General features: G+C 67.6%; 20 protein-coding genes. 11 read left to right on the top strand and 9 right to left on the bottom strand.

The window, feature by feature from the left end; genetic code table 11:
* Positions 1-6: 6 nt before the first annotated feature.
* Genes KU887_RS22100 through speD form a run of 3 tightly spaced genes read left to right on the top strand, consistent with a single transcriptional unit; the run spans position 7 to position 2086 of the window.
* The gene (locus tag KU887_RS22100; RefSeq protein WP_258258097.1) at positions 7-1524 is read left to right on the top strand and encodes a DUF4178 domain-containing protein; all 1518 of its coding nucleotides are present in this window, start codon (positions 7-9) and stop codon (positions 1522-1524) included.
* A complete protein-coding gene (locus KU887_RS22095; protein WP_006491192.1) occupies positions 1521-1670 on the top strand; it encodes a hypothetical protein in 150 nt (49 codons plus the stop codon). Before KU887_RS22100 ends, KU887_RS22095 begins: the two co-directional genes overlap by 4 nt.
* Entirely contained in the window at positions 1667-2086 is a 420-nt protein-coding gene (gene speD / locus KU887_RS22090) for an adenosylmethionine decarboxylase (protein WP_258258095.1), read from the top strand. Before KU887_RS22095 ends, speD begins: the two co-directional genes overlap by 4 nt.
* A gap of 26 nt (positions 2087-2112) precedes the next feature.
* On the opposite strand, the gene KU887_RS22085 is transcribed toward speD, so the two are convergent.
* The gene (locus KU887_RS22085) at positions 2113-2565 is read right to left on the bottom strand and encodes an SRPBCC family protein (protein ID WP_006491214.1); all 453 of its coding nucleotides are present in this window, start codon (positions 2563-2565) and stop codon (positions 2113-2115) included.
* Between the two features lie 191 nt (positions 2566-2756).
* Here KU887_RS22085 and KU887_RS22080 point away from each other — a divergent pair, with 191 nt between their 5' ends.
* Together KU887_RS22080 and KU887_RS22075 are read left to right on the top strand one after the other, a co-directional pair.
* On the top strand, positions 2757-3797 hold the full coding sequence (locus KU887_RS22080; protein WP_012339666.1) for a bifunctional nicotinamide-nucleotide adenylyltransferase/Nudix hydroxylase: 1041 nt from the start codon (positions 2757-2759) through the stop codon (positions 3795-3797).
* Between the two features lie 72 nt (positions 3798-3869).
* Positions 3870-5303, top strand: a complete 1434-nt coding sequence (locus KU887_RS22075; RefSeq protein ID WP_258258089.1) for a nicotinate phosphoribosyltransferase — start codon at positions 3870-3872, stop codon at positions 5301-5303.
* Positions 5304-5345: 42 nt separating this feature from the next.
* On the opposite strand, the gene KU887_RS22070 is transcribed toward KU887_RS22075, so the two are convergent.
* Positions 5346-6821 (bottom strand): PLP-dependent aminotransferase family protein, encoded by a 1476-nt coding sequence (locus tag KU887_RS22070; RefSeq protein WP_034202102.1) that lies wholly within the window; start codon positions 6819-6821, stop codon positions 5346-5348.
* A 132-nt stretch (positions 6822-6953) separates the two neighbouring features.
* On the opposite strand from KU887_RS22070, the gene KU887_RS22065 reads away from it, so the two are divergent.
* Positions 6954-7841 (top strand): DMT family transporter, encoded by an 888-nt coding sequence (locus KU887_RS22065; protein ID WP_006491199.1) that lies wholly within the window; start codon positions 6954-6956, stop codon positions 7839-7841.
* A gap of 194 nt (positions 7842-8035) precedes the next feature.
* On the opposite strand, the gene lysA is transcribed toward KU887_RS22065, so the two are convergent.
* A complete protein-coding gene (lysA, locus tag KU887_RS22060; RefSeq protein WP_212253302.1) occupies positions 8036-9274 on the bottom strand; it encodes a diaminopimelate decarboxylase in 1239 nt (412 codons plus the stop codon).
* Positions 9275-9382: 108 nt separating this feature from the next.
* Between lysA and KU887_RS22055 the strand changes: the two genes are divergently transcribed.
* The gene (locus tag KU887_RS22055; RefSeq protein WP_048989423.1) at positions 9383-10297 is read left to right on the top strand and encodes a LysR family transcriptional regulator; all 915 of its coding nucleotides are present in this window, start codon (positions 9383-9385) and stop codon (positions 10295-10297) included.
* Between the two features lie 56 nt (positions 10298-10353).
* On the top strand, positions 10354-10953 hold the full coding sequence (locus KU887_RS22050) for a GNAT family N-acetyltransferase (protein ID WP_034202103.1): 600 nt from the start codon (positions 10354-10356) through the stop codon (positions 10951-10953).
* Between the two features lie 81 nt (positions 10954-11034).
* Here the strand turns inward: KU887_RS22050 and KU887_RS22045 are convergent, their stop codons facing one another.
* Entirely contained in the window at positions 11035-11613 is a 579-nt protein-coding gene (locus tag KU887_RS22045) for a DUF4142 domain-containing protein (protein ID WP_006491198.1), read from the bottom strand.
* Positions 11614-11999: 386 nt separating this feature from the next.
* Positions 12000-12623, bottom strand: coding sequence for an HAD hydrolase-like protein (locus KU887_RS22040; protein ID WP_006491197.1), 624 nt, complete (start codon positions 12621-12623; stop codon positions 12000-12002).
* Between the two features lie 159 nt (positions 12624-12782).
* On the opposite strand from KU887_RS22040, the gene KU887_RS22035 reads away from it, so the two are divergent.
* Together KU887_RS22035 and KU887_RS22030 are read left to right on the top strand one after the other, a co-directional pair.
* Positions 12783-13226 carry a GNAT family N-acetyltransferase gene (locus tag KU887_RS22035; RefSeq protein ID WP_006491201.1) on the top strand — a complete coding sequence of 148 codons (444 nt, stop codon included), beginning with the start codon at positions 12783-12785 and terminating at the stop codon, positions 13224-13226.
* A gap of 57 nt (positions 13227-13283) precedes the next feature.
* A complete protein-coding gene (locus KU887_RS22030; protein ID WP_006480837.1) occupies positions 13284-13502 on the top strand; it encodes a DUF1653 domain-containing protein in 219 nt (72 codons plus the stop codon).
* A gap of 57 nt (positions 13503-13559) precedes the next feature.
* Here the strand turns inward: KU887_RS22030 and KU887_RS22025 are convergent, their stop codons facing one another.
* From KU887_RS22025 to KU887_RS22010, 4 genes are all read right to left on the bottom strand, one after another.
* Positions 13560-14771 carry a winged helix-turn-helix domain-containing protein gene (locus KU887_RS22025; protein WP_062884866.1) on the bottom strand — a complete coding sequence of 404 codons (1212 nt, stop codon included), beginning with the start codon at positions 14769-14771 and terminating at the stop codon, positions 13560-13562.
* 335 nt (positions 14772-15106) lie between these two features.
* Complete coding sequence (locus KU887_RS22020; protein WP_006491212.1) at positions 15107-16186, bottom strand: hypothetical protein; 1080 nt, start codon at positions 16184-16186, stop codon at positions 15107-15109.
* Between the two features lie 54 nt (positions 16187-16240).
* The gene (gene uppS, locus KU887_RS22015; RefSeq protein WP_062884865.1) at positions 16241-17011 is read right to left on the bottom strand and encodes a polyprenyl diphosphate synthase; all 771 of its coding nucleotides are present in this window, start codon (positions 17009-17011) and stop codon (positions 16241-16243) included.
* A 413-nt stretch (positions 17012-17424) separates the two neighbouring features.
* The gene (locus tag KU887_RS22010; protein WP_006491205.1) at positions 17425-18813 is read right to left on the bottom strand and encodes an MFS transporter; all 1389 of its coding nucleotides are present in this window, start codon (positions 18811-18813) and stop codon (positions 17425-17427) included.
* Between the two features lie 440 nt (positions 18814-19253).
* Here KU887_RS22010 and KU887_RS22005 point away from each other — a divergent pair, with 440 nt between their 5' ends.
* Positions 19254-19883, top strand: coding sequence for a TetR/AcrR family transcriptional regulator (locus KU887_RS22005; RefSeq protein WP_059721994.1), 630 nt, complete (start codon positions 19254-19256; stop codon positions 19881-19883).
* The last annotated feature ends 107 nt before the right edge of the window (positions 19884-19990 follow it).

The following is a 19990-nucleotide window of genomic DNA, read 5'->3' as shown; positions in this document are numbered from 1 at the left end:
TCGCGCATGTTCCGTACCTCGTGCCCCCAGTGCGGTGCGCCGGTCGAGTTTCGCTCGGCCGCGGCGGTAATGGCCGTCTGCGCGTTCTGTCGCAGCACGCTGCTCAAGCGCGGCGCCGACGTCGAGCGCATCGGCGAACTGGCCACGGTGCTCGACGATGCGTCGCCGATCCAGATCGGCACGGCCGGCCGCTACGACAAGCGCGCGTTCACGGTGCTCGGGCGCATCCAGATGACCTACGACGCCGGTGCATGGAGCGAGTGGTACGTCGTGTTCGACGACGGCGCGTTCGGCTGGCTGTCGGATGCGTCGGGCCAGTACGCGATCACGGTGCGCGAACCCGACGATGCGTCGGGCCGCGCATGGCCCGCATTCGACACGCTCGAACCGGGCATGCGGATCGACCACGGCGGCCGCGCGTTTCTGGTGTCCGACGTGCGCACCGCGCGCTGCACGGGCGGCGACGGCGAGCTGCCGTTTCGCGTCGATGCCGGCTGGGAGGCGCGCGTCGCCGACCTGCGCACGGGCAATGCATTCGCGACCTACGACTATTCCGACGCCGAACCGAACGGCGGCATCCCGGCCGTCTATGCGGGCGAGGCGCTGGAATTCGACGCGCTCGCGTTCACCGGGCTGCGCGACACCGAAAACGATACGCGCGACAAGCGCGGCGCGGAGCTGGTGCCGTTCGCGTGCCCGAGCTGCGGCGCGCCGCTGTCGTATGCACCGAACGTGGCCGACTACGTCGTGTGCGGCAGTTGTCACGCGGGCGTGCAGTGCACGGCGCAGCAGCAGACCGTGTTCGCGGCGCGGCGCAAGCTCGAATCGGTGAAGGGCGCGCTCGAACTCGGCGCGATCGGCACGTTCGACGGCGTGAAGTACACGGTGATCGGCATGATGCGCTGCCGCGTGCCGGGCGACGACGAGACGTGGGACGAGTACCTGTTGCTGAACCCGAAACGCGGCTTCCTGTGGCTCGTGCAGAGCGACGGGCGCTGGGAACGGGTGCAGGTGCTCGACCATTGGCCGACGATCGGCGGCGAATCCGGCAACGTGACCGACGACGGCAAGACCTACCGGCTGCGCGAGGAATACGAATCGGAGGTCGTCTACGTGGTCGGTGCATTCAACTGGCGCGTGCAGGCGGGCGATCGCACGTCGATCATCGACTACGGCTGGCAGAAGGACAAGCTCACGCGCGAGCGCAGTGACGCGGAGATCGTCTGGTCGCGCGCGCGCCCGCTGTCGGCCGGCGCGCTCGCCGAGCGCTTCGGCACGCCCGCGCTCGCGGCGGCCACGCCGGCGGCCGCCGGCGCCACCGAATCGATGGGCCTGTTCGGCCGAAAGGGGCCGCACAGTTTCGCGCCGCTGCCGTTCATGTTCAGCGCGTTGCTCGTGATCTTCAACATGGGCTCGCTGTTCTCGTTCACCGGCCGCTCCGTCTACGTGCTGGTCGGCCTGCTGGTGCTGTGGCTGCCGGAATGGCTGTGGAAACGGTTTGCGCCGGACGGGGGCAACGCGTGATCCGGTACATTCTCTACGGCATCTACGGCCTGATCGTCGTCACGCTGTTCAGTTGTTCTTCGATCGGCGGCAGCGGTTCGGGCGGCGGCGGGTGGGGCAGTTCGTCGGCGCGCAGCGGCTACTCGTCGTACGGGTCGCACAAATGACCGCACGCGACGGGAGCGTGTCGCCGGACTCGACGCTCGGCTCGCACGTGCTGGCCGATCTGGCCGGCATCGATGCGACGCTGCTGCGCGACGCCGCGCGGCTCGAAGCAATCCTCACCGACGCGGCGCAACGGGCCGGCGCGCGCGTGATCGGCGCGCATTTCCATCATTTCGGCGGCGAGCATGGCGTGACGGGCGTCGTGCTGCTGGCGGAGTCGCACATCACGATCCACACGTGGCCCGAGCATCGCTTCGCGGCCGTCGATGCGTTCATGTGCGGCGCGGCGCGTGCCGCCGACGCGGTCGATGCGATCGCCGCGGCGCTCGGCACGCACGCGCAGGTCCGGCAGCAGGTGGCGCGCGGCGGGGTGGCGGCCGCCCGGCGTTTCCCCGGCTTCGGCGAATCTGGCAAATAGCCGATGGCGCAGCCGGCTTACGCCGGTCAGCGCGGCAGCGCTTCGGCTTCGGCCCAGCGCTTGAACGAATCGAGACGCCGGCGCGTCTGCACGAGATAGAACGCGCCGATCAGCGGTTCGAGCAGCCAGCGCAGCCAGGACGGCTGGGCGCGGAAGTGGTACGTGAACTTCACCTCGGTCGATCCGGCCGTGCGCTCGGTGAAATTCCAGCTGCCGCTGAAGCGTTCGAGCACCTTCGGCCCTTCGACCATTTCGACGGCGGCGACCTGCGGCGGACGGTACGAGATGTAGCGCGACACCATCGTCGCGCCCGACTGGCTGCGGCAGAACGCGTCGACGCCGACGTCGGCGGTCGTGCCGTCGAGCAGATAGGCATCGATGAGGAAGTTGTCCCAGACGAGCCGCCGCCCGTAGTCCTGCGACCACGTGAACAGGCGTCTGCGATCGACGCCGACGGTCCGGCTGACGGAGATCCTCATGAGGGCGGGCGCCGTGGCGCGGATTGGGATGAAATCGAGTGTAACTCGCCAATAACGCGTGTTTCGTCAGACTTCGTCAAGTCGAGCGCGGGCTCGAATCAGCTCGATTGACGTCCCTCGGGAATTCCCCTAGGATTCATCTCAACCCTTCGGGACAGACCCGGAGCGTTTCAATCTCTTGAGGGAGCCTCATGAGTACGCAACAGAACCGGCGCTTCGACGCGCTCGTTTTCATTGGTCGTTTCCAGCCTCCGCATCGTGGTCACCTGAACGTGCTGAAGTCGGCACTGAGCCGGGCCGAGCGCGTGTGCGTGCTGATCGGGTCGACCGACAAGCCCCGCACCATCAAGGATCCGTTCTCGTTCGACGAGCGCCGCCAGATGCTGGCTTCGCTGCTCGACGCGTCCGAGCGCGACCGCGTGACGATCGCACCGCTGCAGGATTCGACCTACAACGACGGCGACTGGGTGCGCTGGGTGCAGGATGCGGTGGCCGTCGCGCTCGGCGACGTCGCGCAACGCAAGGTCGGGCTGATCGGCCACGAGAAGGACGCCACCTCGTATTACCTGCGGATGTTCCCGCAATGGGAGCTCGTCGACGTCGATGCGACGGAAGACATTTCCGCCACCGAGATCCGCGACCAGTATTTCGCCGAACGCACCAACAGCTTCGTGCAGTGGGCCGTGCCGGAACCCGTGTTCGGCTGGCTCGAGCGTTTTCGCACGCAGCCGGAATTCGCGCAACTGAAGTCGGAAGCCGAATTCATCGCCGCGTATCGCAAGGCGTGGGCGGCCGCGCCGTATCCCGTCACGTTCGTGACGGTCGACGCGGTGGTCGTGCACTCGGGCCATATCCTGCTCGTGCGCCGCCGCAGCGAACCGGGTCGCGGCCTGTGGGCGCTGCCGGGCGGCTTCGTGAACCAGGACGAGCGGCTCGATGCGGCGTGCATCCGCGAGCTGCGCGAGGAAACCGGCCTCAAGCTGCCGGAACCCGTGCTGCGCGGCTCGATCAAGGATCGCCAGGTGTTCGATCACCCGACGCGTTCGCTGCGTGGCCGCACGATCACGCATGCGTGCCTGTTCAACTTCCCGACCGGCGAGTTGCCGCGCGTGAAGGGCAGCGACGACGCCGACAAGGCGCGCTGGGTCCCGCTCAACGAATTCGCGCAGATGCGCAACGTGATGTTCGAGGATCACTTCGACATCGCGTATCACTTCCTGGGGAAGCTGTGACGCGCTGATTCCCCGCATCGGTCCGCCGCGACAGACGCGGCGGCACTTCAACGGCCTAGAGGAGCTCTAGCCATGCAAAACGATCCCGGCGGCTTTGCCGCGGTTCTCGCCAATCCGATTCTCAACACGGATTCGTACAAGGCTTCCCACTTCCTGCAGTATCCGCCGGACGCATCGGCGATGTTCTCGTACGTCGAATCGCGCGGCGGCCGTTACGACCGCACGCTGTTCTTCGGCCTGCAGATGCTGCTGAAGCAGTACCTGTGCAAGCCGGTCACGCACGCGATGATCGACGACGCGCGCGATTTCTTCACGGTGCACGGCGAGCCGTTCAACGAAGCAGGATGGCGCTATGTCGTCGAGCACTACGACGGTTACCTGCCGGTGAGGATCCGCGCGGTGCCGGAAGGCTCGATCGTGCCGGTGAACAACGTGCTGATGACGGTCGAATGCGACGATCCGCAGGTGTTCTGGCTCGCGTCGTATCTCGAGACGATGCTGTTGCGCATCTGGTATCCGGTGACGGTGGCGACCCGCAGCTGGCACCTGCGGCAGACGATTCGCCGCTTCCTCGAACGGGCCGACGACGATCTCGCGCAACTGCCGTTCAAGCTGCACGACTTCGGCGCGCGCGGCGTGTCGAGCGCGGAATCGGCCGCGATCGGCGGCGCCGCGCACCTCGTGAACTTCATGGGCTCGGACACGGTGCTCGGCGTGCTGGCCGCGAACCGCTTCTATCGCGAGCCGATGGCCGCCTACTCGGTGCCGGCGGCCGAGCACAGCACGATCACGTCGTGGGGGCGCGAAGGCGAGGCCGATGCGTACCGCAACATGATCAGGCGCTTCGGTTTGCCGGGTGCGATCGTATCGGTCGTGTCGGACTCCTATGATCTGTTCGCCGCGCTCGATCTATGGGGTGGCGAACTGCGGCAGGCGGTGCTCGATTCGGGCGCGACGCTCGTCGTGCGTCCCGATTCCGGCGATCCGGTGACGATCGTGCTGCAGACCGTGCGCGCGCTCGACGCGTCGTTCGGTTCGACCGTGAACGGCAAGGGGCGGCGCGTGCTGAACCGCGTGCGCGTGATCCAGGGCGACGGTGTCGACGAGCAGTCGATCGAGGCGATCCTCGCCGCGCTCGACGATGCCGGCTATGCGGCCGGCAACGTGGTGTTCGGCATGGGCGGTGCGTTGTTGCAGCGCGTGAACCGCGATACGCAGCGCTTCGCGATGAAGTGTTCGGCCATCCGGCGTGATGGCGTATGGCACGACGTTCGCAAGGATCCGGTCACCGATCGGGGCAAGCGCTCGAAGCAGGGGCGGTTGACGTTGCTGCGCAATTGGCGCACCGGGGAATATCGGACGGTGACGTTGCCGGTTGCGTGGGATGATCGCGTGCTGGAAGGCGAATGGGAAGAGGCGCTCGAGACGGTGTTCGACACCGGGCGTTTGCTCGTCGATACGTCGTTCGCCGAGGTCCGGGCGAGGGCGCATGCGGGGGAGGTGTGACGCAGGCGGCGGGCCATCCCGCCGCTGCGCGGCAGGTTCGCGTCACTTGCCGGCCAGTACACGGCTGCCGGCATTCGCCGGCGCGCCGCCGCGCTCGACCACCCGCACCGCCTCCATCGCCCGCGCCAGCGCATCGAACACCGCCGGACCCTTGCAACGCGACACGTTGAAGCGCATGTACGACGTCGCGCTGCGCGACGCGCTGAACACGTCGCCGGGCGCGAGCACCACGTCATGGTCCAGCGCATGACGCGCGACGCGCGCGGCGTCGAGTCCGTCCGGCAATTGCGCCCACACGAACAACCCGCCGCGCGGCTCCGTCCAGATCCCGAGCCCGGCCCGCGCGAGGCGCCGGATCGTTTCGCCCATCGCGTCCGCGAGACGCGCGCGCAGGCTGTCGAGATGGCGCCGGTACGTGCCGTCGATCAGCAGTCGGTGCACGACGTTCGCGCCGATCTGTGCATTGCCGAACGACGTCGCGAGCTTCAGGTCGACGAGCGCGTCGATCCATTCCGGACGCGCGGCGACATAGCCGCAGCGGATCGCGGCCGACAGCGTCTTCGAGAAGCTGCCGATCGACACGACGCGCGACAGCCCGTCGAACGCCGCGAGGCGCGGTGCGGGCGTGCTCTCGAAATCCGCGAAGATGTCGTCCTCGACGATCAGCAGCCCGTGCTCGGCCGCGAGCGTCAGCAGCCGGTGCGCGACGGGCGGCGCGAGCGTCGCGCCGGTCGGGTTGTGCAGCGCGGCGTTGGTGATGTACAGGCGCGGCCGGTGCTCGGCGAGTACCTGCTCGAAGCGCACGAGATCGGGGCCGTTCGGCGTGAACGGGACGCTGACGATCCGTGCGCGATGCGCGCGCAGCAGCGCCTGGAAGTTGAAGTAGCACGGATCGTCGAGCACGACCGTATCGCCGGGCTCCAGCAGCAGGCGGCACACGAGGTCGAGCGCGTGCGTGCCGCCGTCGGTCAGCATGATCTGCGCGGGTTCCGCGTGGACGCCGTGCTGCGCGAGCCGCCACGCAAGCTGCTGGCGCAGCGCGGGCAGGCCGAGCGGGGTCGCATAGTCGGTCAGCGCATCGGCTTCGTCGCGCGACACGGCGCGCAACGCGCGCCGCAGGCTTTCGTCGGGCAGCCACGACGACGGCAACCATCCGCAGCCGGGCTTCACCGACGTCGGCGCCGCTTCGAGCGACTGACGCGACAGCCACAGCGGATCGAGCGCGCGATCGAGGCGCGGGCCGAGTTCCGCGAGCGCGAGCGGCGGTGCGTGCCCCGATACATAGAAGCCCGAACCGCGTCGGGCGACGAGCACGCCTTCACTCGCGAGCCGTTCGTACGCATCGACGACCGTCGATTTCGATACGCCGAGCGCATCGGCCATCATCCGGATCGACGGCACGCGCGCGCCGGGCATCAGCGCGCGGCTCGAGATCCGCGCGCGCAACGTATCCATGACGGTTTCCACGCGCGTGCGCGACGGCGCGGGCGGAGCGGGAATCGGGGCGGAATGGTTCATGGCGAACGATGAACTGTACGGCCGGTTGTCCAGCACAGTTTGTCTGAATTGTATTGGGCTGTAGCTTACGCCGTTTTCGCCGGCGGCGGATCATCGGTCATCCATCATCCATTTCCCCATTCAGGATCGACCGTGCAAAAGACGACCGACGGATGGCTCAGCGGCCTGCTGGGTGTCATCATTTTCAGTGGCTCGCTGCCCGCGACGCGTGTCGCGGTACAAGGGCTCGACCCGCTGTTCCTGACGTTCGCCCGCGCGACCATCGCCGGTGCGCTGGGCCTGCTGCTGCTCGTCGTGCTGAAGCAGCGGCGGCCGTCGCGCGCCGAGGCCGTGTCGCTGGCCATCGTCGCGCTCGGTGTCGTGGTCGGGTTCCCGTTGCTGACGGCGCTTGCGTTGAAGCACGTGACGTCGGCGCACGCGATCGTGTTCGTCGGGCTGCTGCCGCTCGCGACCGCGCTGTTCGGCGTGTGGCGCGGCGGGGAACGGCCGCGGCTGCCGTTCTGGATCTTCTCGATCGTCGGCAGCGGCGCGGTGGCCGCGTTCGCGCTGCGCAACGGCGGGCAGGCGTCGGTGGTCGGCGATGCGCTGATGCTGGCCGCGATCGTCGCGTGCGGGCTCGGTTATGCGGAAGGCGCGCGCCTGTCGCGCCAGCTCGGCGGCTGGCAGGTGATCTCGTGGGCGCTCGTGTTGTCGCTGCCGCTGATGCTGCCGCTCACGTGGCTGACCTGGCCCGCGTCGTTCGACGGAGTAGACGCCGCCGCGCTGTGGGGGCTCGCGTACGTGTCGCTGTTCAGCATGTTGATCGGTTTCGTGTTCTGGTATCGCGGGCTGGCGCTCGGCGGGATCGCGGGCGTCGGCCAGTTGCAGCTGCTGCAGCCGTTCTTCGGCCTCCTGCTCGCGGCCGGGCTGCTGCACGAGACGGTGCCGCCGTCGATGGTGGTCGTGACGGTCGTCGTGGTCGGCTGCGTGGCGGGCGCGAAGTACTTCTCGAAGATGGCGCCCGTGCAGCGTGCGGGGTGACGCAGGCGCAGCGGCGTGCCGCGCATCAGGCCGACGCCCTCCGGTGCGAGACTGGCGGCAAGCCGATTGCCGCCGATACGCGTGATCGCGACGTGCGCCCGATCCTGCACCCGATGACGCGGCCCAAGGCAAAACGGCCAGGCTGCCGGTAGCGGCAAGCCTGGCCGTTGGGCGTTCGTCACGCCGGGCGCGGGTTACTCGAACGTTTCCAGCGCGAGCAATTCGCCGATCGTCTGCCGGCGGCGGATCAGTCGCGGCCTGCCGCGATCGACGAGCACTTCCGGCGCGAGCGGCCGGCTGTTGTAGTTCGACGACATCGACGCGCCGTACGCGCCCGCGTCGTGCAGGAACAGCAGGTCGCCGATCTGCGGCTGCGCGAGCTTGCGGTGCGTGACCACGCCGCCTGCATCCTGCGTGAACACGTCGCCCGATTCGCACAGCGGCCCCGCGATCGCGAGATCGACGAGCGGCCGGCCGGCGGGCAGCGCGCCATCGTGCGCGTGTACCGACACCGCGTGATAGCTGCCGTACATCGACGGGCGCATCAGGTCGTTGAAGCCCGCGTCGATCAGCACGAAATCGTGCTTCGGCCGACGGTTGACGGCTTGCACCTCGGTGACGAGCGTGCCTGCTTCGGCGACGAGAAAGCGGCCCGGTTCGATCTCGATGCGCACCGGGTGGCCGAGATGCCGTTCGATCCGCTTGCGCGCGGCGTCCCACTGGCTGAAGTAGTGACCGACGTCGACGCGCGGTTCGCCGTCGCGATACGGGATCGACAGGCCGCCGCCGGCCGAGATCGCATCGATGTCGTGGCCGAGCGACGTGACGAGATCGACCATCGCATCGCACACCTGCGACAGGTGGCCGTAGTCGACGCCCGAACCGATGTGCATGTGGATGCCGACCAGCTTCAGCCCGTACTGGCGCACGATCTCGATCGCGCGCGGTACGTCGTCGATCCAGATGCCGTGCTTGCTCTGCGGGCCGCCGGTGTTGGTCTTGTTGCTGTGGCCGTGGCCGAACCCGGGATTCACACGCAGCCACACGCGGTGGCCGGGCGCGTGCTCGCCGATGCGCGCGAGCATGTCGAGCGAGCCGGCGTTCACGGTCACGCCATGCTTGAGCACCGCCGCGAGCGTCGGGCGATCGATCAGGTCGGCCGTGAACACGACGCCTTCCGGTTCGCCTGCCGGGCTGAACCCCGCCGCGAGGCTGCGCTCGATCTCGCCGAGCGACACGGCGTCGACGCACGCGCCTTCTTCGCGCATCAGCTTGAGGATATGGACGTTCGAATTCGCCTTCTGCGCGTAACGGATCACGTCGAACTGGCGCAGTTGGGCGATGCGGTCGCGGATGACGTCGGCGTCGTACACCCACAGCGGGGTGCCGTATTGCTGCGCGAGCGTCGCGAGCTGGCGGGAATCGAGAGACATGGCGGATGAACCGGATGGAATGAACGGATAGCGGGATGATGCGCCTGATCGGCTATACAGTAAAATGCAGATTTATCTTCATTCGATTCATTTCTGATATATACGATCATGCTGACGCACCGTCATATCGAGGTGTTCCGTGCGCTGATGGTCACCGGCAGCACGACGCGCGCGGCCGAGATGCTGTACACGTCGCAGCCGACGATCAGCCGCGAACTGGCGCGGATGGAGCAGGTCGTCGGCTTCGCGCTGTTCGAACGCGCGCACGGCCGGCTGCGCCCGACGATGGCCGCGCTCACGCTGTTCGACGACGTGCGGCTCGCGTATGTGGGGCTCGAACGCGTCGCGGCGACGGCCGCGCGCCTGCGCGAATTCCGCGACGGGCAACTGTCGGTGATCGCGCTGCCGGCGTTCTCGCACGCGATCCTGCCCGGCGCGTGCCGGCGCTTTCACGATGCGCATGCGGGTGTCAGCGTGTCGGTCACGACGCAGGAGTCGCCGGTGCTCGAGGAGTGGCTCACCGCGCAGCGTTACGACCTCGGGCTGACCGAGCACGACGTCGCGCCGGCCGGCACCGTGCTCACGCCGCTGCTCGAAGTCGATGAAGTGTGCGTGCTGCCCGACGGCCATCCGCTGCTCGCGCAGGACGCGATCGACTTGCTCGATCTCGCCGACCGCCCGTTCGTGAGCCTGTCGCTGAACGATCCGTACCGCATCCTGATCGACGAGGCGTTCGCGCAACTCGGTGTCGCGCCGCGCTCGGTGGTCGATACGCCATCGGCGGTGTCGGTGTGCGCGTTCGTGCGGCAAGGGCTCGGGGCCGCGATCGTCAACCCGCTCACGGCGCTCGATTTCGTCGGCCGCGATCTGCACGTGCGGCCGCTGACGCGCTCGTTTCCGTACCGGGTCAGCGTGATCGTGCCCGAGCACCGGCCGAAGAGCCTGCTCGTCGATGCGTTCGCCGATGCATTGCGCGGCGAAGCGAAGGCGATCCGCCGCCGGCTCGCCGCGCACCTCGGCTAGCGGCACCGTATGATGGGCGTTTCGCCGCCATCGTCCTCATTTTCCGGAATCCCGTCATGACCGACGCATCGTCTTCCCTCGAACAACCGACCCTCGTCGGCGAACGTGTCGTCCTGCGTCCGCTCGACGTGTCCGACCGGCAAGCGCTGCTGGACGCTGCAGCCGACGGCGAGTTGTGGAACCTGAAGGTCACGGTCGTGCCGGGCGCGCAGACGGTCGACGCCTACATCGACACGGCGTTGCGGGGCCGCGCGGCCGGCACCGTGATGCCGTTCGTGATCGTCGATCGCGCATCGGGTCGCGCCATCGGCAGTACACGCTTCTGGAAGATCGATCGCACGAATCGCAAGCTGGAGATCGGCCATACGTGGTTGAGCGAATCGGCGCAGCGTACGCGGGCGAATACCGAAGCGAAGTGGTTGCTGCTGACCTATGCGTTCGACACGATGCGATGCGTACGCGTGCAGTTCACGACGGACGAGCTGAACGAGAAATCGCGCGCGGCGATCCTGCGGCTCGGTGCGAAACAGGAGGGCATCGTGCGTCACGAACGGATCATGCCGGACGGCCGCAAGCGCAATTCGGTGCGCTTCAGCATCATCGACGACGAATGGCCGGAAGTGCGTGCGCGGCTCGACGCGAAGCTGGCGACGTAACGTGTGCCGCGCCGCCGGCAGGGGAGGCGGCGACGCGACAGGGGGCGGTGCGCCGCGCACGATGCGCGGCGCTGCATCGTGTTACTGCGCCGATGCGAGGTGATGACGCTGCGCGAGCTTCTGCGCGTCTGCATAGTGCGCCTGCAGGATCGGCAGCGCCTGGCGTGCGACTTCCTTCAGCTTGGTGTCGCGGCCCGATGCGATTTCGGCCTGGAATGCCGAGATCGCCTTTTGCTGGCCGGCGAGCGCGACCTGTTCGATGTAGGCCTTGTCGAAGTCGGCGCCGCGCAAGCTCTTGATGCTGTTCAGCACGGTCGTGTCCGGGTCGTTGGCCGGCACGTCGACGCCGCGCGGGCTCGCCGCGCGCATCGCCTGGATGATCTTCGCATCGTCGGTCGACACGCGTTGCGCGAAGGCCTTGACCTGGCTGTCCGACGTGCGCGAATCGGCGATGCGCGCGGCGTCGTGCTGGGTCGACACGGTTTTCGTGCCGTCCGTGATGAAGGTCTGGTCGGCTTCGTGGATGCGCGTCGCGGTGGCAGCCGGCGCGGCGGACGCGGCGGGGGCCGGTTGCGCGGTTTGCGCGGTCGCCGTCACGGCGACGAGAAGCAGGCCGGCGGCAGACAAGGCAAGGCGCGAGATGGGGGGAAAGCGGTTCATGGGACCTCCTTTCGATCGGGGCTCTGGTTGAAAAACGGATCGTGTGATCCGTCGCTGTGCGAGAGACCGGGCGCGCCCGGGCCGGATTCGATGGCCACTCTGCCGCGGCGGCGTTCGAAGTGTTTCCCGGCCCGACTGATTCTAGGAGAGCGCTCGGGTAGCAGGTGCAACCGTGCTGTGGCTTGTGTAACGGTTGGTAAGACGAATCGATGGGCATGCGCGCAGGCAGGTAGCGCGTACCTGATGCGCGTGCGGTGGCGGCAATTTTTGCGCGCGCGTGGCGCATGCAATGCATGAGATGCAGGTGCGTGTCATCCGCATTGCATCGACGTGATGTTGTCGTGGCGGCTGCCGTGGCTGCATGCGCGCGTGGCGCGGCGAACGCGTTACACGCGTTCGAGCAGCGCGTCGAGGCGCGGCAGCAACGGCGTCGCGCAATGCGCCTGCAACGCGTCGGGCGCCGTATAGCCCCACGCGACGCCCTGGAACGCGATCCGTGCACGCCGTGCCGCGTCGGCATCGCGGATTTCGTCGCCGACGTACAGCACTTCGTCGGCGCGCACGCCGGCCTCGCGAACGAGCGCGCGCAGACGACGCGCCTTGCCGAACAGCGGAATCCCGCATGCGAAATGGTCGACGCGCGCGCCGGCGCGCGGGCCGAGCCGGTCGCGCACGATCGCCTCGGTATTCGACGTGGCGATCGCGATGCGGATGCCGCGCGCGGCGAGCGCGTCGAACGTTTCGTCGACGCCGGGGAACAGCCGCACGTGCGCGACACGCGGCTGCATCAGGCGGCGCATGTCGATCGTCACGCGCGGCACTTTCCACATCGGCACGTCGAGCGCGCGGATGATGTCGCGCGCCGACATGCCGCGCAGCGCCGGGCGCAGTTCGGGCGTGGCGTCGCGAAAGCCGTGCAGGCGCGACGCTTCCGACAGCGCGGCGAGAAAACTGTCGAGCGAATCGGCGAGCGTGCCGTCGAAGTCGAAGGCGATGAGGCGGTAGGTCATGATGCAGCGTGGCAGGTTTATCGGGCGATGACATTGTCACCGAATCGAAGCCGGCAGAGTACGACCGTTCGTCCGCGGTGGATCGTTGCGCCCCTTGTCCGCCACTCGCCAGCGCGGTATCGTCGATGCTCCGCCTTCCGTCCCGACCGGAGAACAGACGTGCCCGCAGCCACCCCCGCCACGCTGAGATTTTCCACCGACAAGCGCGAACTCGACATCGACGCGATCTTCGATTTCCTGCATCGCGACGCGTACTGGTCGCAGGGCATTCCGCGCGACGTGGTCGAGCGCGCGATCGACGGTTCGCTGTGCTTCGGCGCGTACGTCGGCGACCGGTTCGTCGGGTTCGCGCGGCTCGTCACCGATCAGGCGACGTTCGCGTACCTGTGCGACGTGTTCGTGCTGCCGGCCGAACGCGGCAACGGCTACGGCCGCGCGCTGATCGACCATATATTCGCGCAGGAGATGGTGCGGCGGCTGCGCCGCATCATGCTCGCGACGACCGACGCGCACGCGCTGTACCGGCCGGTCGGTTTCGGCCCGCCGGCGAACCCCGAGCGGCTGATGGAGATCCGCCGCCCCGACATCTACACGACACGCTGACGGGCGGCGCAGCGCATACAATACGCGCTTTCCCTTTTTGCCGAAGAGAAGCACACCATGACCGAACAGGAAGCCGAACAGCTCGCGACGCACCGCCACTACAAGGGCGGCCTGTACCGCTACATCGGCGTTGCCCGCCATTCCGAAACCGAGGAATCGGTGGTCGTCTACGAGCATCTGTGGCCGCATGCGCGCGGGCTGTGGGTGCGGCCGGAAGCCATGTTCAACGGCAATCTCGAAGACGGCACGCCGCGTTTTCGCAAGCTGCGCGACTGATCCGCGGCCGGCGGCGCGTACGCCGCCGCGCGGGCCGGCCGCGCGAACCTGTGCGCGTTACGTGTCGGCCAGCGCCTTCACCAGTTCCGGCGGTGCATGCCTGACCGTCACCTCCGGCGTGCCGTGCCACGCCGCGAGTTTCTTCACGGCCTTCGCGACGTCGGCCGCGAGCCCGGTGCCGAAGCGCACGCCCGGCTCGACGTGCACGGCCTTCAGTTCGAACGTGCCGAGCGTGCGATGCGCTTTCGCATCGACGCGGCCCACCAGCCGGCCGCGATGCAGCACGGGCAGGCAGAAATAGCCGTAGCGCCGCTTGTGCTCGGGTGTGTAGCACTCGATCGTGTAATCGAAACCGAACAGCGTCGACGCGCGCCGCCGGTCCCAGACGACCGGATCGAACGGCGACAGCAGCGTCGTGACCGTCGAGCGCAACGTGTCGGCCGCGGCGGCCGGCAGCCACGCATCGAGCGAGCGATGCACGTAGGCCGGCTCCTTCCAGTCGTCGATCTGCACCGGAATCAGGTCGCCGGCCTCCGCCAGCCGTTCCAGCTCCGCGCGGTACGAGCGGCGCGGCAGCCGATAGTAGTCGGCCACCCAGTCCGCGCGCACGACGCCGAGCGCGCGGCACGTGTAGTCGAGCAGCGCGGGCAGCACGGCTTCGCGCGGCGGCAGGTCGCGCGTATCGTCCCAGCCGGGCAGCACGCGTTCGCGCACGTCGTACACACGCTGGAAATTGCGGCGCTCCGACACCATCAGGTCGCCCGTCGTGAACAGCACTTCCAGGTGACGCTTCTCGGGCTTGCGGTCCCACCAGCCGTTGCCCTTCACGCCGTCCTCGCGCGCGAAATCCGCCGACCGCACCGGGCCTTCCGCGCGAATCCGCGCGAGCAGCCGTTCGATCTCGGGACGATTCTGCGCATGCCATTCGGCCGCATATTTCCAGCCCATCCCCGACGGATCGAGCATCTTGTAGCGCATCAGCCCGAACTGCTCGATCGGCAGGAAACACGCTTCGTGCGACCAGTATTCGAACAGGCGCGCCTCGGCGAGATGTTCGTCGAGCCACTGCGGCGAGAAATCGCCGAGCCGGCTGAACAGCACGAGATACGGGCTGCGCGCGACGACGTGGATGGTGTCGATCTGCAACTGCGCCATCCGGCGGATCGTGTCGAGCACGTCGGACTTGGTGGCCTTGCGGCGGGGCGGCGTGAGCAGGCCCTGTGCGGCGAGATGCAGTGCGCGGGCGGCGGCGGGCGAGAGCGTGAGCATCGGCAGGACGGTCGAGGGTGGCGATCGGGAACCACTTTAGCGCGAAAGCGGCGCGCGCGTGCGACGTGCGGCTGCAACGCGTCTGACAATGGTTGACAGATGCGTTTCGCAAGTTTCCCTATAGTGCAGTTCATGGCGCGACGACAAGTGCGCGCAACGATTCCGCTTCCGACGCACATATGTCCATGGCACGCAGGAAGCGAATCCGGGACTCTCAACCCCCATCGGGAGACCCGGAGCCCTGAGCGAACATCCACGCGGCTGTGCACCGGCCCCGTGTGGATGTTCGCTGATTTTTTTGTTTTTCCGGTTTTCATCCGTCGCCGAGCGACAGGTCATGTCGCAGCGCTCGTCTGTCCGGGCCGCAGCGCACGGGACAGGTCGTAGTGTTTCGCCGCACCGTAACGCGGCGAACCGAAGTGCCAGTCGTAGTTGCCGCGAATGTATGTGCGGGCCTCGTCGAGCAGGCGCAGCGACGCGCGATCGTCGGTGCGCGCACGCACCTTTTTTTCCAGATCCAGATAACGCGCGAGATAGCCGTTGTGGATGTCCGCCGCCGCGTCGAGCGCGGCTTGCGGCGCGAGCCCGCGTTCGTGCATCAGGACGCAGACGAGATTGCTGCTCGATTCGCCGGCCTCCTTCGGATACGAAAAGATGTCGTTGCACAGGCACAGGATCAGGCCGGACAGCTTGCGCAGGCGCTCGACTTCTTCGTCTGCGTAGAACGCGGCGGGCGCTTCGTAGCCCGCGGCGATGTCGATCAGCGCGAACGCGCCTTCGCCGCAGCCGTTATAGGTGCGACCGGACAGGTACTCGGCCTCGCCGGGCACGACGTCGGTCGCGAACCGGCCGGTTTCCCATAGCGTCGAGAACAGGAACGTCATCATTCCCGCCACCCAGCGGGCGTACTGCACGCGTGTGGATGCAGCGGCGATACGCGCGCAGATGTCCTGCGTCGCCCGTTGCAGGGCGGGCAGGAACGCGGCCAGGTGCGGCAGGCGCCCCGCCAGCGCGGCGCGCAGCGGCGCCGGATCATGACCGGTCGGGTCGGCGATCATTTCGTACAGCCACAGGTAGAGCGCGCCGAGCTCGCCCGGGGCGCGCGCGACGCCGTGCAGGCTGCACAGGCCGTCGTCGATCGCGAAGATCCAGCCATACGCGCGGCTCGTCGTGCACAGGCCGTCGAAGGTCGCGTGCGCATAGACGCGTGAGCAGTATTCGCCGACCTTGCCGTGACGGATGCCGTTGGCCCAGCGCGGATCGTCGAGCAAGCCATGGCCGTTCATCCACGCGAGCAGGTCGGCTTCGGCGCGGTCGGCGTCGGGATGCACGGGCGTGTCGAACGGGTGGAACAGGTGCGGCAGCACGAGCGCGGGCGCGGCGGCTTCGGCGGTAACGGTTTCAACGGTGGACATGGCGTGCCTCGCGGATGGCGGGTGACAACGGGTGTCATGAAGGACGGTCCGGCGCTACTTGCCGAACCGGCGCGCGCGCTTGCCGTACGCATCGATGGCCTGTTCGAAATCGTCGCGTCCAAAATCGGGCCAGCACGTCGGCGTGAAATAGAACTCCGAGAAAGCGGTTTGCCACAGCATGAAATTCGACAGGCGCTGCTCGCCCGACGTGCGGATCACGAGGTCCGGCTCCGGCTGGCCGGCCGTGTAGAGCCGGCTCGCGATCAGCTCCGGGCTGAGTTGCGCGAGCAACTGCTCGACGGTGCCGGCGGCGACATGCTCCGCGATCAGCGAGCGGACCGCGTGCAGCAGGTCGAGGCGGCCGCTGTACGCGACCGCGATGTTCACGTCGAGCCCGCGCGCGTGGGCCGTGCGTTGCTGCGCGGTGCGGATGCGCTCGGCGGTGGCGGGCGGCAACTGCGTCAGGTCGCCAATCACGTGCAGGCGCCAGCGGCCGCAGGCGGCAAGCTCGTCGAAGACGTCGCCGATCACCGCGAGCAGGTCGCGCAATTCCCCGGCGTCGCGCTGGAGATTCTCGGTGGACAGCGGCCACAGCGTCACGAACGGGATTCCGGTTTCCTCGCACCACGACAGCAGCGCGTGCACGTTGCGCCCGCCGGCCCGATAGCCGTCGGCGGCCGGCAGGCCGAGGCGGTCCGCCCAGCGCCGGTTGCCGTCGAGGATGACGGCGAGATGCGTCGGCAATGGCGGCCGGGCCGTATCCAGTGCAGCGGGCGAGTCGGTGATGAATGTTTCCGGCGCGCGCAGAATCAGCTCTCGAGTCATGGAGACCCCTTCGAGGCGAGATAGCGATCGAAACGTGAAACAGCGGATGGGAGGTTATGACGACTGCTGCAATTCGGCGCGGGGACAATATTGGCGCCGATGCGAGTGATCATTATTGATCAATGGATTTCGGATTTTCAAGTCGTTCGCCTGCCCGATATCGGGACGCGCCAGCGCAAGCGACCGAGCAGGCGTGGCGGCGCGTCTGCCGATATCGAAAGCGGTGATGCGCAGTCGATCTTCGGGCCGAGGTTATTTCGACATGCGGATTCGGCGAGTGCCTCGTGCGTTTCGCGCGATTGAATAAATTTCGGAATTGAAAAATAAAAGCGATGCAATACGCGGACGATCGATGCAATACGCGGACGATCGATTGCGGCGAAAACGATTTCGCTGCGTCGGCCGTTGGCCGCCTATGCCCGCTTGCCGCGCGCGACCTCGTCGCCGGCGCCGGGCGGCAGCCGCCGCGTGATCGGAATCGATGCGAACGAGCACAGCCCGACTACCACGAATGCCGGCCAGAAATCCGACCACACCATCGCCTGATGGCCCTGGAGCCAGTGCGACACGTGCAGCACGAGGCCGGCCACCGTCACGCCGAGGCCGAGCGACATCTGCTGCACGACGCTGCCGAGGCTCGTCGCACGGCCTGCGTCGCGCGGCGAGATGTCCGCGTAGATCATCGAATTCAGGCTCGTGAACTGCAGCGCGGGGAAGATGCCGCCGACGAGCACGATCATCCAGATCGCCCAGGTGGCCATGCCGGGATGGAATACGCCATACGCGGCGATCGCGAGGCCCGCGAATGCCGCGTTGTAGATCAGCACGGTACGAAAGCCGAAGCGGCGCAGCGTATGGGTGGCCGTCGAGCGGCTGACGGCGCCGCCGAGCGCGGACGCGCACGTGATCAGGCCGGAATGGAACGCGCTCATGCCGAGCCCTTCCTGCAGCGCGAGCGGCAGCAGGAACGGCACCGCGCCGAGGCCGATGCGGAACAGCGACCCGCCGACGACGCTCGCGTGGTACGTCGGGATCTTCAGGAAACTGAGGTCGAGCACGGGGCGCTCCTTGCGGCGCGCGTACGGCACGTACAGCGCGAGCATCGCGGCGCCGGCCGCGCACATGAGGATGGCGTTCGAGCGCGACGTGAGCGAACCGTCGATCAGCGTGAGGCCCATCAGCAGCAGCGCCGCGCCGCTGGCCGACAGCAGGAAGCCGAACCAGTCGAGCGGGCCCGGATCGGGCTCGTGCGTGTTCGCGATGTGCTTGCTCGCGAGGTAGATCCCGTAGATGCCGATCGGCACGTTGATGAAGAAGATCATCCGCCAGTGCAGATAGGTCGTGATGAAGCCGCCGACGAGCGGCCCGACCGTGGGCCCGAACAGCGCGGGAATCGCGAGGTAGTTCATCGCGCGCACGAGATCGGAGCGTGGCACCGCGCGGAAGATGATGATGCGGCCGACCGGCACCATCATCGCGCCGCCGACGCCCTGTATGAAGCGCGCGAACGTGAGCACGCCGAGGGAGTTGGACGCCGCGCACATCAGCGAGCCGACGACGAAGATGCCGATCGCGGTGCGGAACACGGCGCGCGCGCTGAAGCGGTCGGCGAGCCAGCCGCAGATCGGGATGAACACGCCGAGGCCGACCACGTAAGCCGTGATCGCGATGTTCAGTGTGACGGGGCTGTGCCCGAAGTCCCTCGCCATCGCGGGCAGCGCGGTGACGATGATGTTCGCGTCGACGCTTTCCATGAACAACGCACAGGCAACGATGAGCGGTGCTAGAAAGACGGGCGACATGGGCTGGGCGCGCGGTAAAGACGTCATTATGCCCACAATGTGACCGTTGCGTCACGTACGACAACAGTTGTTCCGCATGTTGCAACAGTCGTCTTTTCCTGTGGATGGGGCGGAAAGAACGACTGTGCGTGGGCAAGCGGCGCATTGCTCGTGCGTGTCGAATGCGTTGTCCGACCGGTGAACGACGCAGCATCGCCGTTGCGGGGCGCGCGTGCGTTTTCGATGCCGGGCAGGCGGTCGACGCGCCCGACATTGCGATCGGGGAACGGCTTCCCGTGCGGTGCGTCCCCCGCGCTTTCGCCATTCGTCGTGCGTGTCGACGCGCATGAACACGATGAGCGGGACCGACGTCTGCCCGGTATGGCGATTCCTTTTGACGGAGTGGCGGTGCGTTTCTAGAATATGAGCGTTTGCTCATATTCGAAACTCGCATTCCCGCCATGTCCGACTCGTCTTCGCGCATCCCGCTGTCGCCCCGCAAGGCGCCGCGCCAGCGCCGCTCGGTGGCCACCGTCGATGCGATCGTCGAGGCCGCCGCGCGCATTCTGGAGCGCGACGGCTTCGACGGCTACACGACGAACGCGGTCGCCGCGCTGGCCGGCGTGAGCATCGGTTCCCTCTATCAATATTTTCCGAACCGCGATGCGCTGACCGCTGCGCTCGTCGAGCGCGAGAGTGCGCATCTGCTCGACGACGTCGACCGGGCGGCCGCGCTGTCGTCGTGCGACGACGTGCTGCGCACGCTGGTGCGCGGGGCCGTCGCGCACCAGATGCGCCGGCCGGTGCTCGCGCGGCTGATCGATTTCGAGGAGGCGCGGCTGCCGCTCGGTGCGCGCAACGCGCGCGTCGTCGACCGCATCCACGCGACCTTGCTGCATGCGCTCCGGTTGCGCGATGCGCCGCGTGTCGCCGCGCCCGACGTGATTGCGCACGATCTGCTCGCGATCGTGAAAGGCATCGTCGATGCGGCGGGCGCGCGCGGCGAAACCGATGCGCACGCGCTCGAAGCGCGGGCGTGGCGGGCGGTGCGCGGTTATCTCCGGGAATCGCGCGAATCGAAACTTGCTTGAGATGCATGTTTCGTGCGACAGTCGGACCCATTCGCACCACAACATGACGCGTATCGATCGAAGGCCATCGAGACGAACGCGCGCGCGAACGAGACCTCGTGCCGATC

This window comes from Burkholderia sp. EMB26 (assembly GCF_024730645.1).
GTDB classification, from domain to species: Bacteria; Pseudomonadota; Gammaproteobacteria; order Burkholderiales; family Burkholderiaceae; genus Burkholderia; species Burkholderia cenocepacia.
Note: the sequence above shows the minus strand (reverse complement) of the source record. Positions and strands in the feature narration are given on the sequence as shown.

Excerpts from the sequence above, each read along its gene's own strand:
- KU887_RS22100 (WP_258258097.1), top strand. The coding sequence starts at position 7 with ATGTTCCGTACCTCGTGCCCCCAGTGCGGTGCGCCGGTCGAGTTTCGC.
- speD (WP_258258095.1), top strand. The coding sequence starts at position 1,667 with ATGACCGCACGCGACGGGAGCGTGTCGCCGGACTCGACGCTCGGCTCG.
- KU887_RS22085 (WP_006491214.1), bottom strand. The coding sequence starts at position 2,565 with ATGAGGATCTCCGTCAGCCGGACCGTCGGCGTCGATCGCAGACGCCTG.
- KU887_RS22080 (WP_012339666.1), top strand. The coding sequence starts at position 2,757 with ATGAGTACGCAACAGAACCGGCGCTTCGACGCGCTCGTTTTCATTGGT.
- KU887_RS22075 (WP_258258089.1), top strand. The coding sequence starts at position 3,870 with ATGCAAAACGATCCCGGCGGCTTTGCCGCGGTTCTCGCCAATCCGATT.
- KU887_RS22070 (WP_034202102.1), bottom strand. The coding sequence starts at position 6,821 with ATGAACCATTCCGCCCCGATTCCCGCTCCGCCCGCGCCGTCGCGCACG.
- lysA (WP_212253302.1), bottom strand. The coding sequence starts at position 9,274 with ATGTCTCTCGATTCCCGCCAGCTCGCGACGCTCGCGCAGCAATACGGC.
- KU887_RS22055 (WP_048989423.1), top strand. The coding sequence starts at position 9,383 with ATGCTGACGCACCGTCATATCGAGGTGTTCCGTGCGCTGATGGTCACC.
- KU887_RS22050 (WP_034202103.1), top strand. The coding sequence starts at position 10,354 with ATGACCGACGCATCGTCTTCCCTCGAACAACCGACCCTCGTCGGCGAA.
- KU887_RS22045 (WP_006491198.1), bottom strand. The coding sequence starts at position 11,613 with ATGAACCGCTTTCCCCCCATCTCGCGCCTTGCCTTGTCTGCCGCCGGC.
- KU887_RS22040 (WP_006491197.1), bottom strand. The coding sequence starts at position 12,623 with ATGACCTACCGCCTCATCGCCTTCGACTTCGACGGCACGCTCGCCGAT.
- KU887_RS22030 (WP_006480837.1), top strand. The coding sequence starts at position 13,284 with ATGACCGAACAGGAAGCCGAACAGCTCGCGACGCACCGCCACTACAAG.
- KU887_RS22025 (WP_062884866.1), bottom strand. The coding sequence starts at position 14,771 with ATGCTCACGCTCTCGCCCGCCGCCGCCCGCGCACTGCATCTCGCCGCA.
- KU887_RS22020 (WP_006491212.1), bottom strand. The coding sequence starts at position 16,186 with ATGTCCACCGTTGAAACCGTTACCGCCGAAGCCGCCGCGCCCGCGCTC.
- uppS (WP_062884865.1), bottom strand. The coding sequence starts at position 17,011 with ATGACTCGAGAGCTGATTCTGCGCGCGCCGGAAACATTCATCACCGAC.
- KU887_RS22010 (WP_006491205.1), bottom strand. The coding sequence starts at position 18,813 with ATGTCGCCCGTCTTTCTAGCACCGCTCATCGTTGCCTGTGCGTTGTTC.
- KU887_RS22005 (WP_059721994.1), top strand. The coding sequence starts at position 19,254 with ATGTCCGACTCGTCTTCGCGCATCCCGCTGTCGCCCCGCAAGGCGCCG.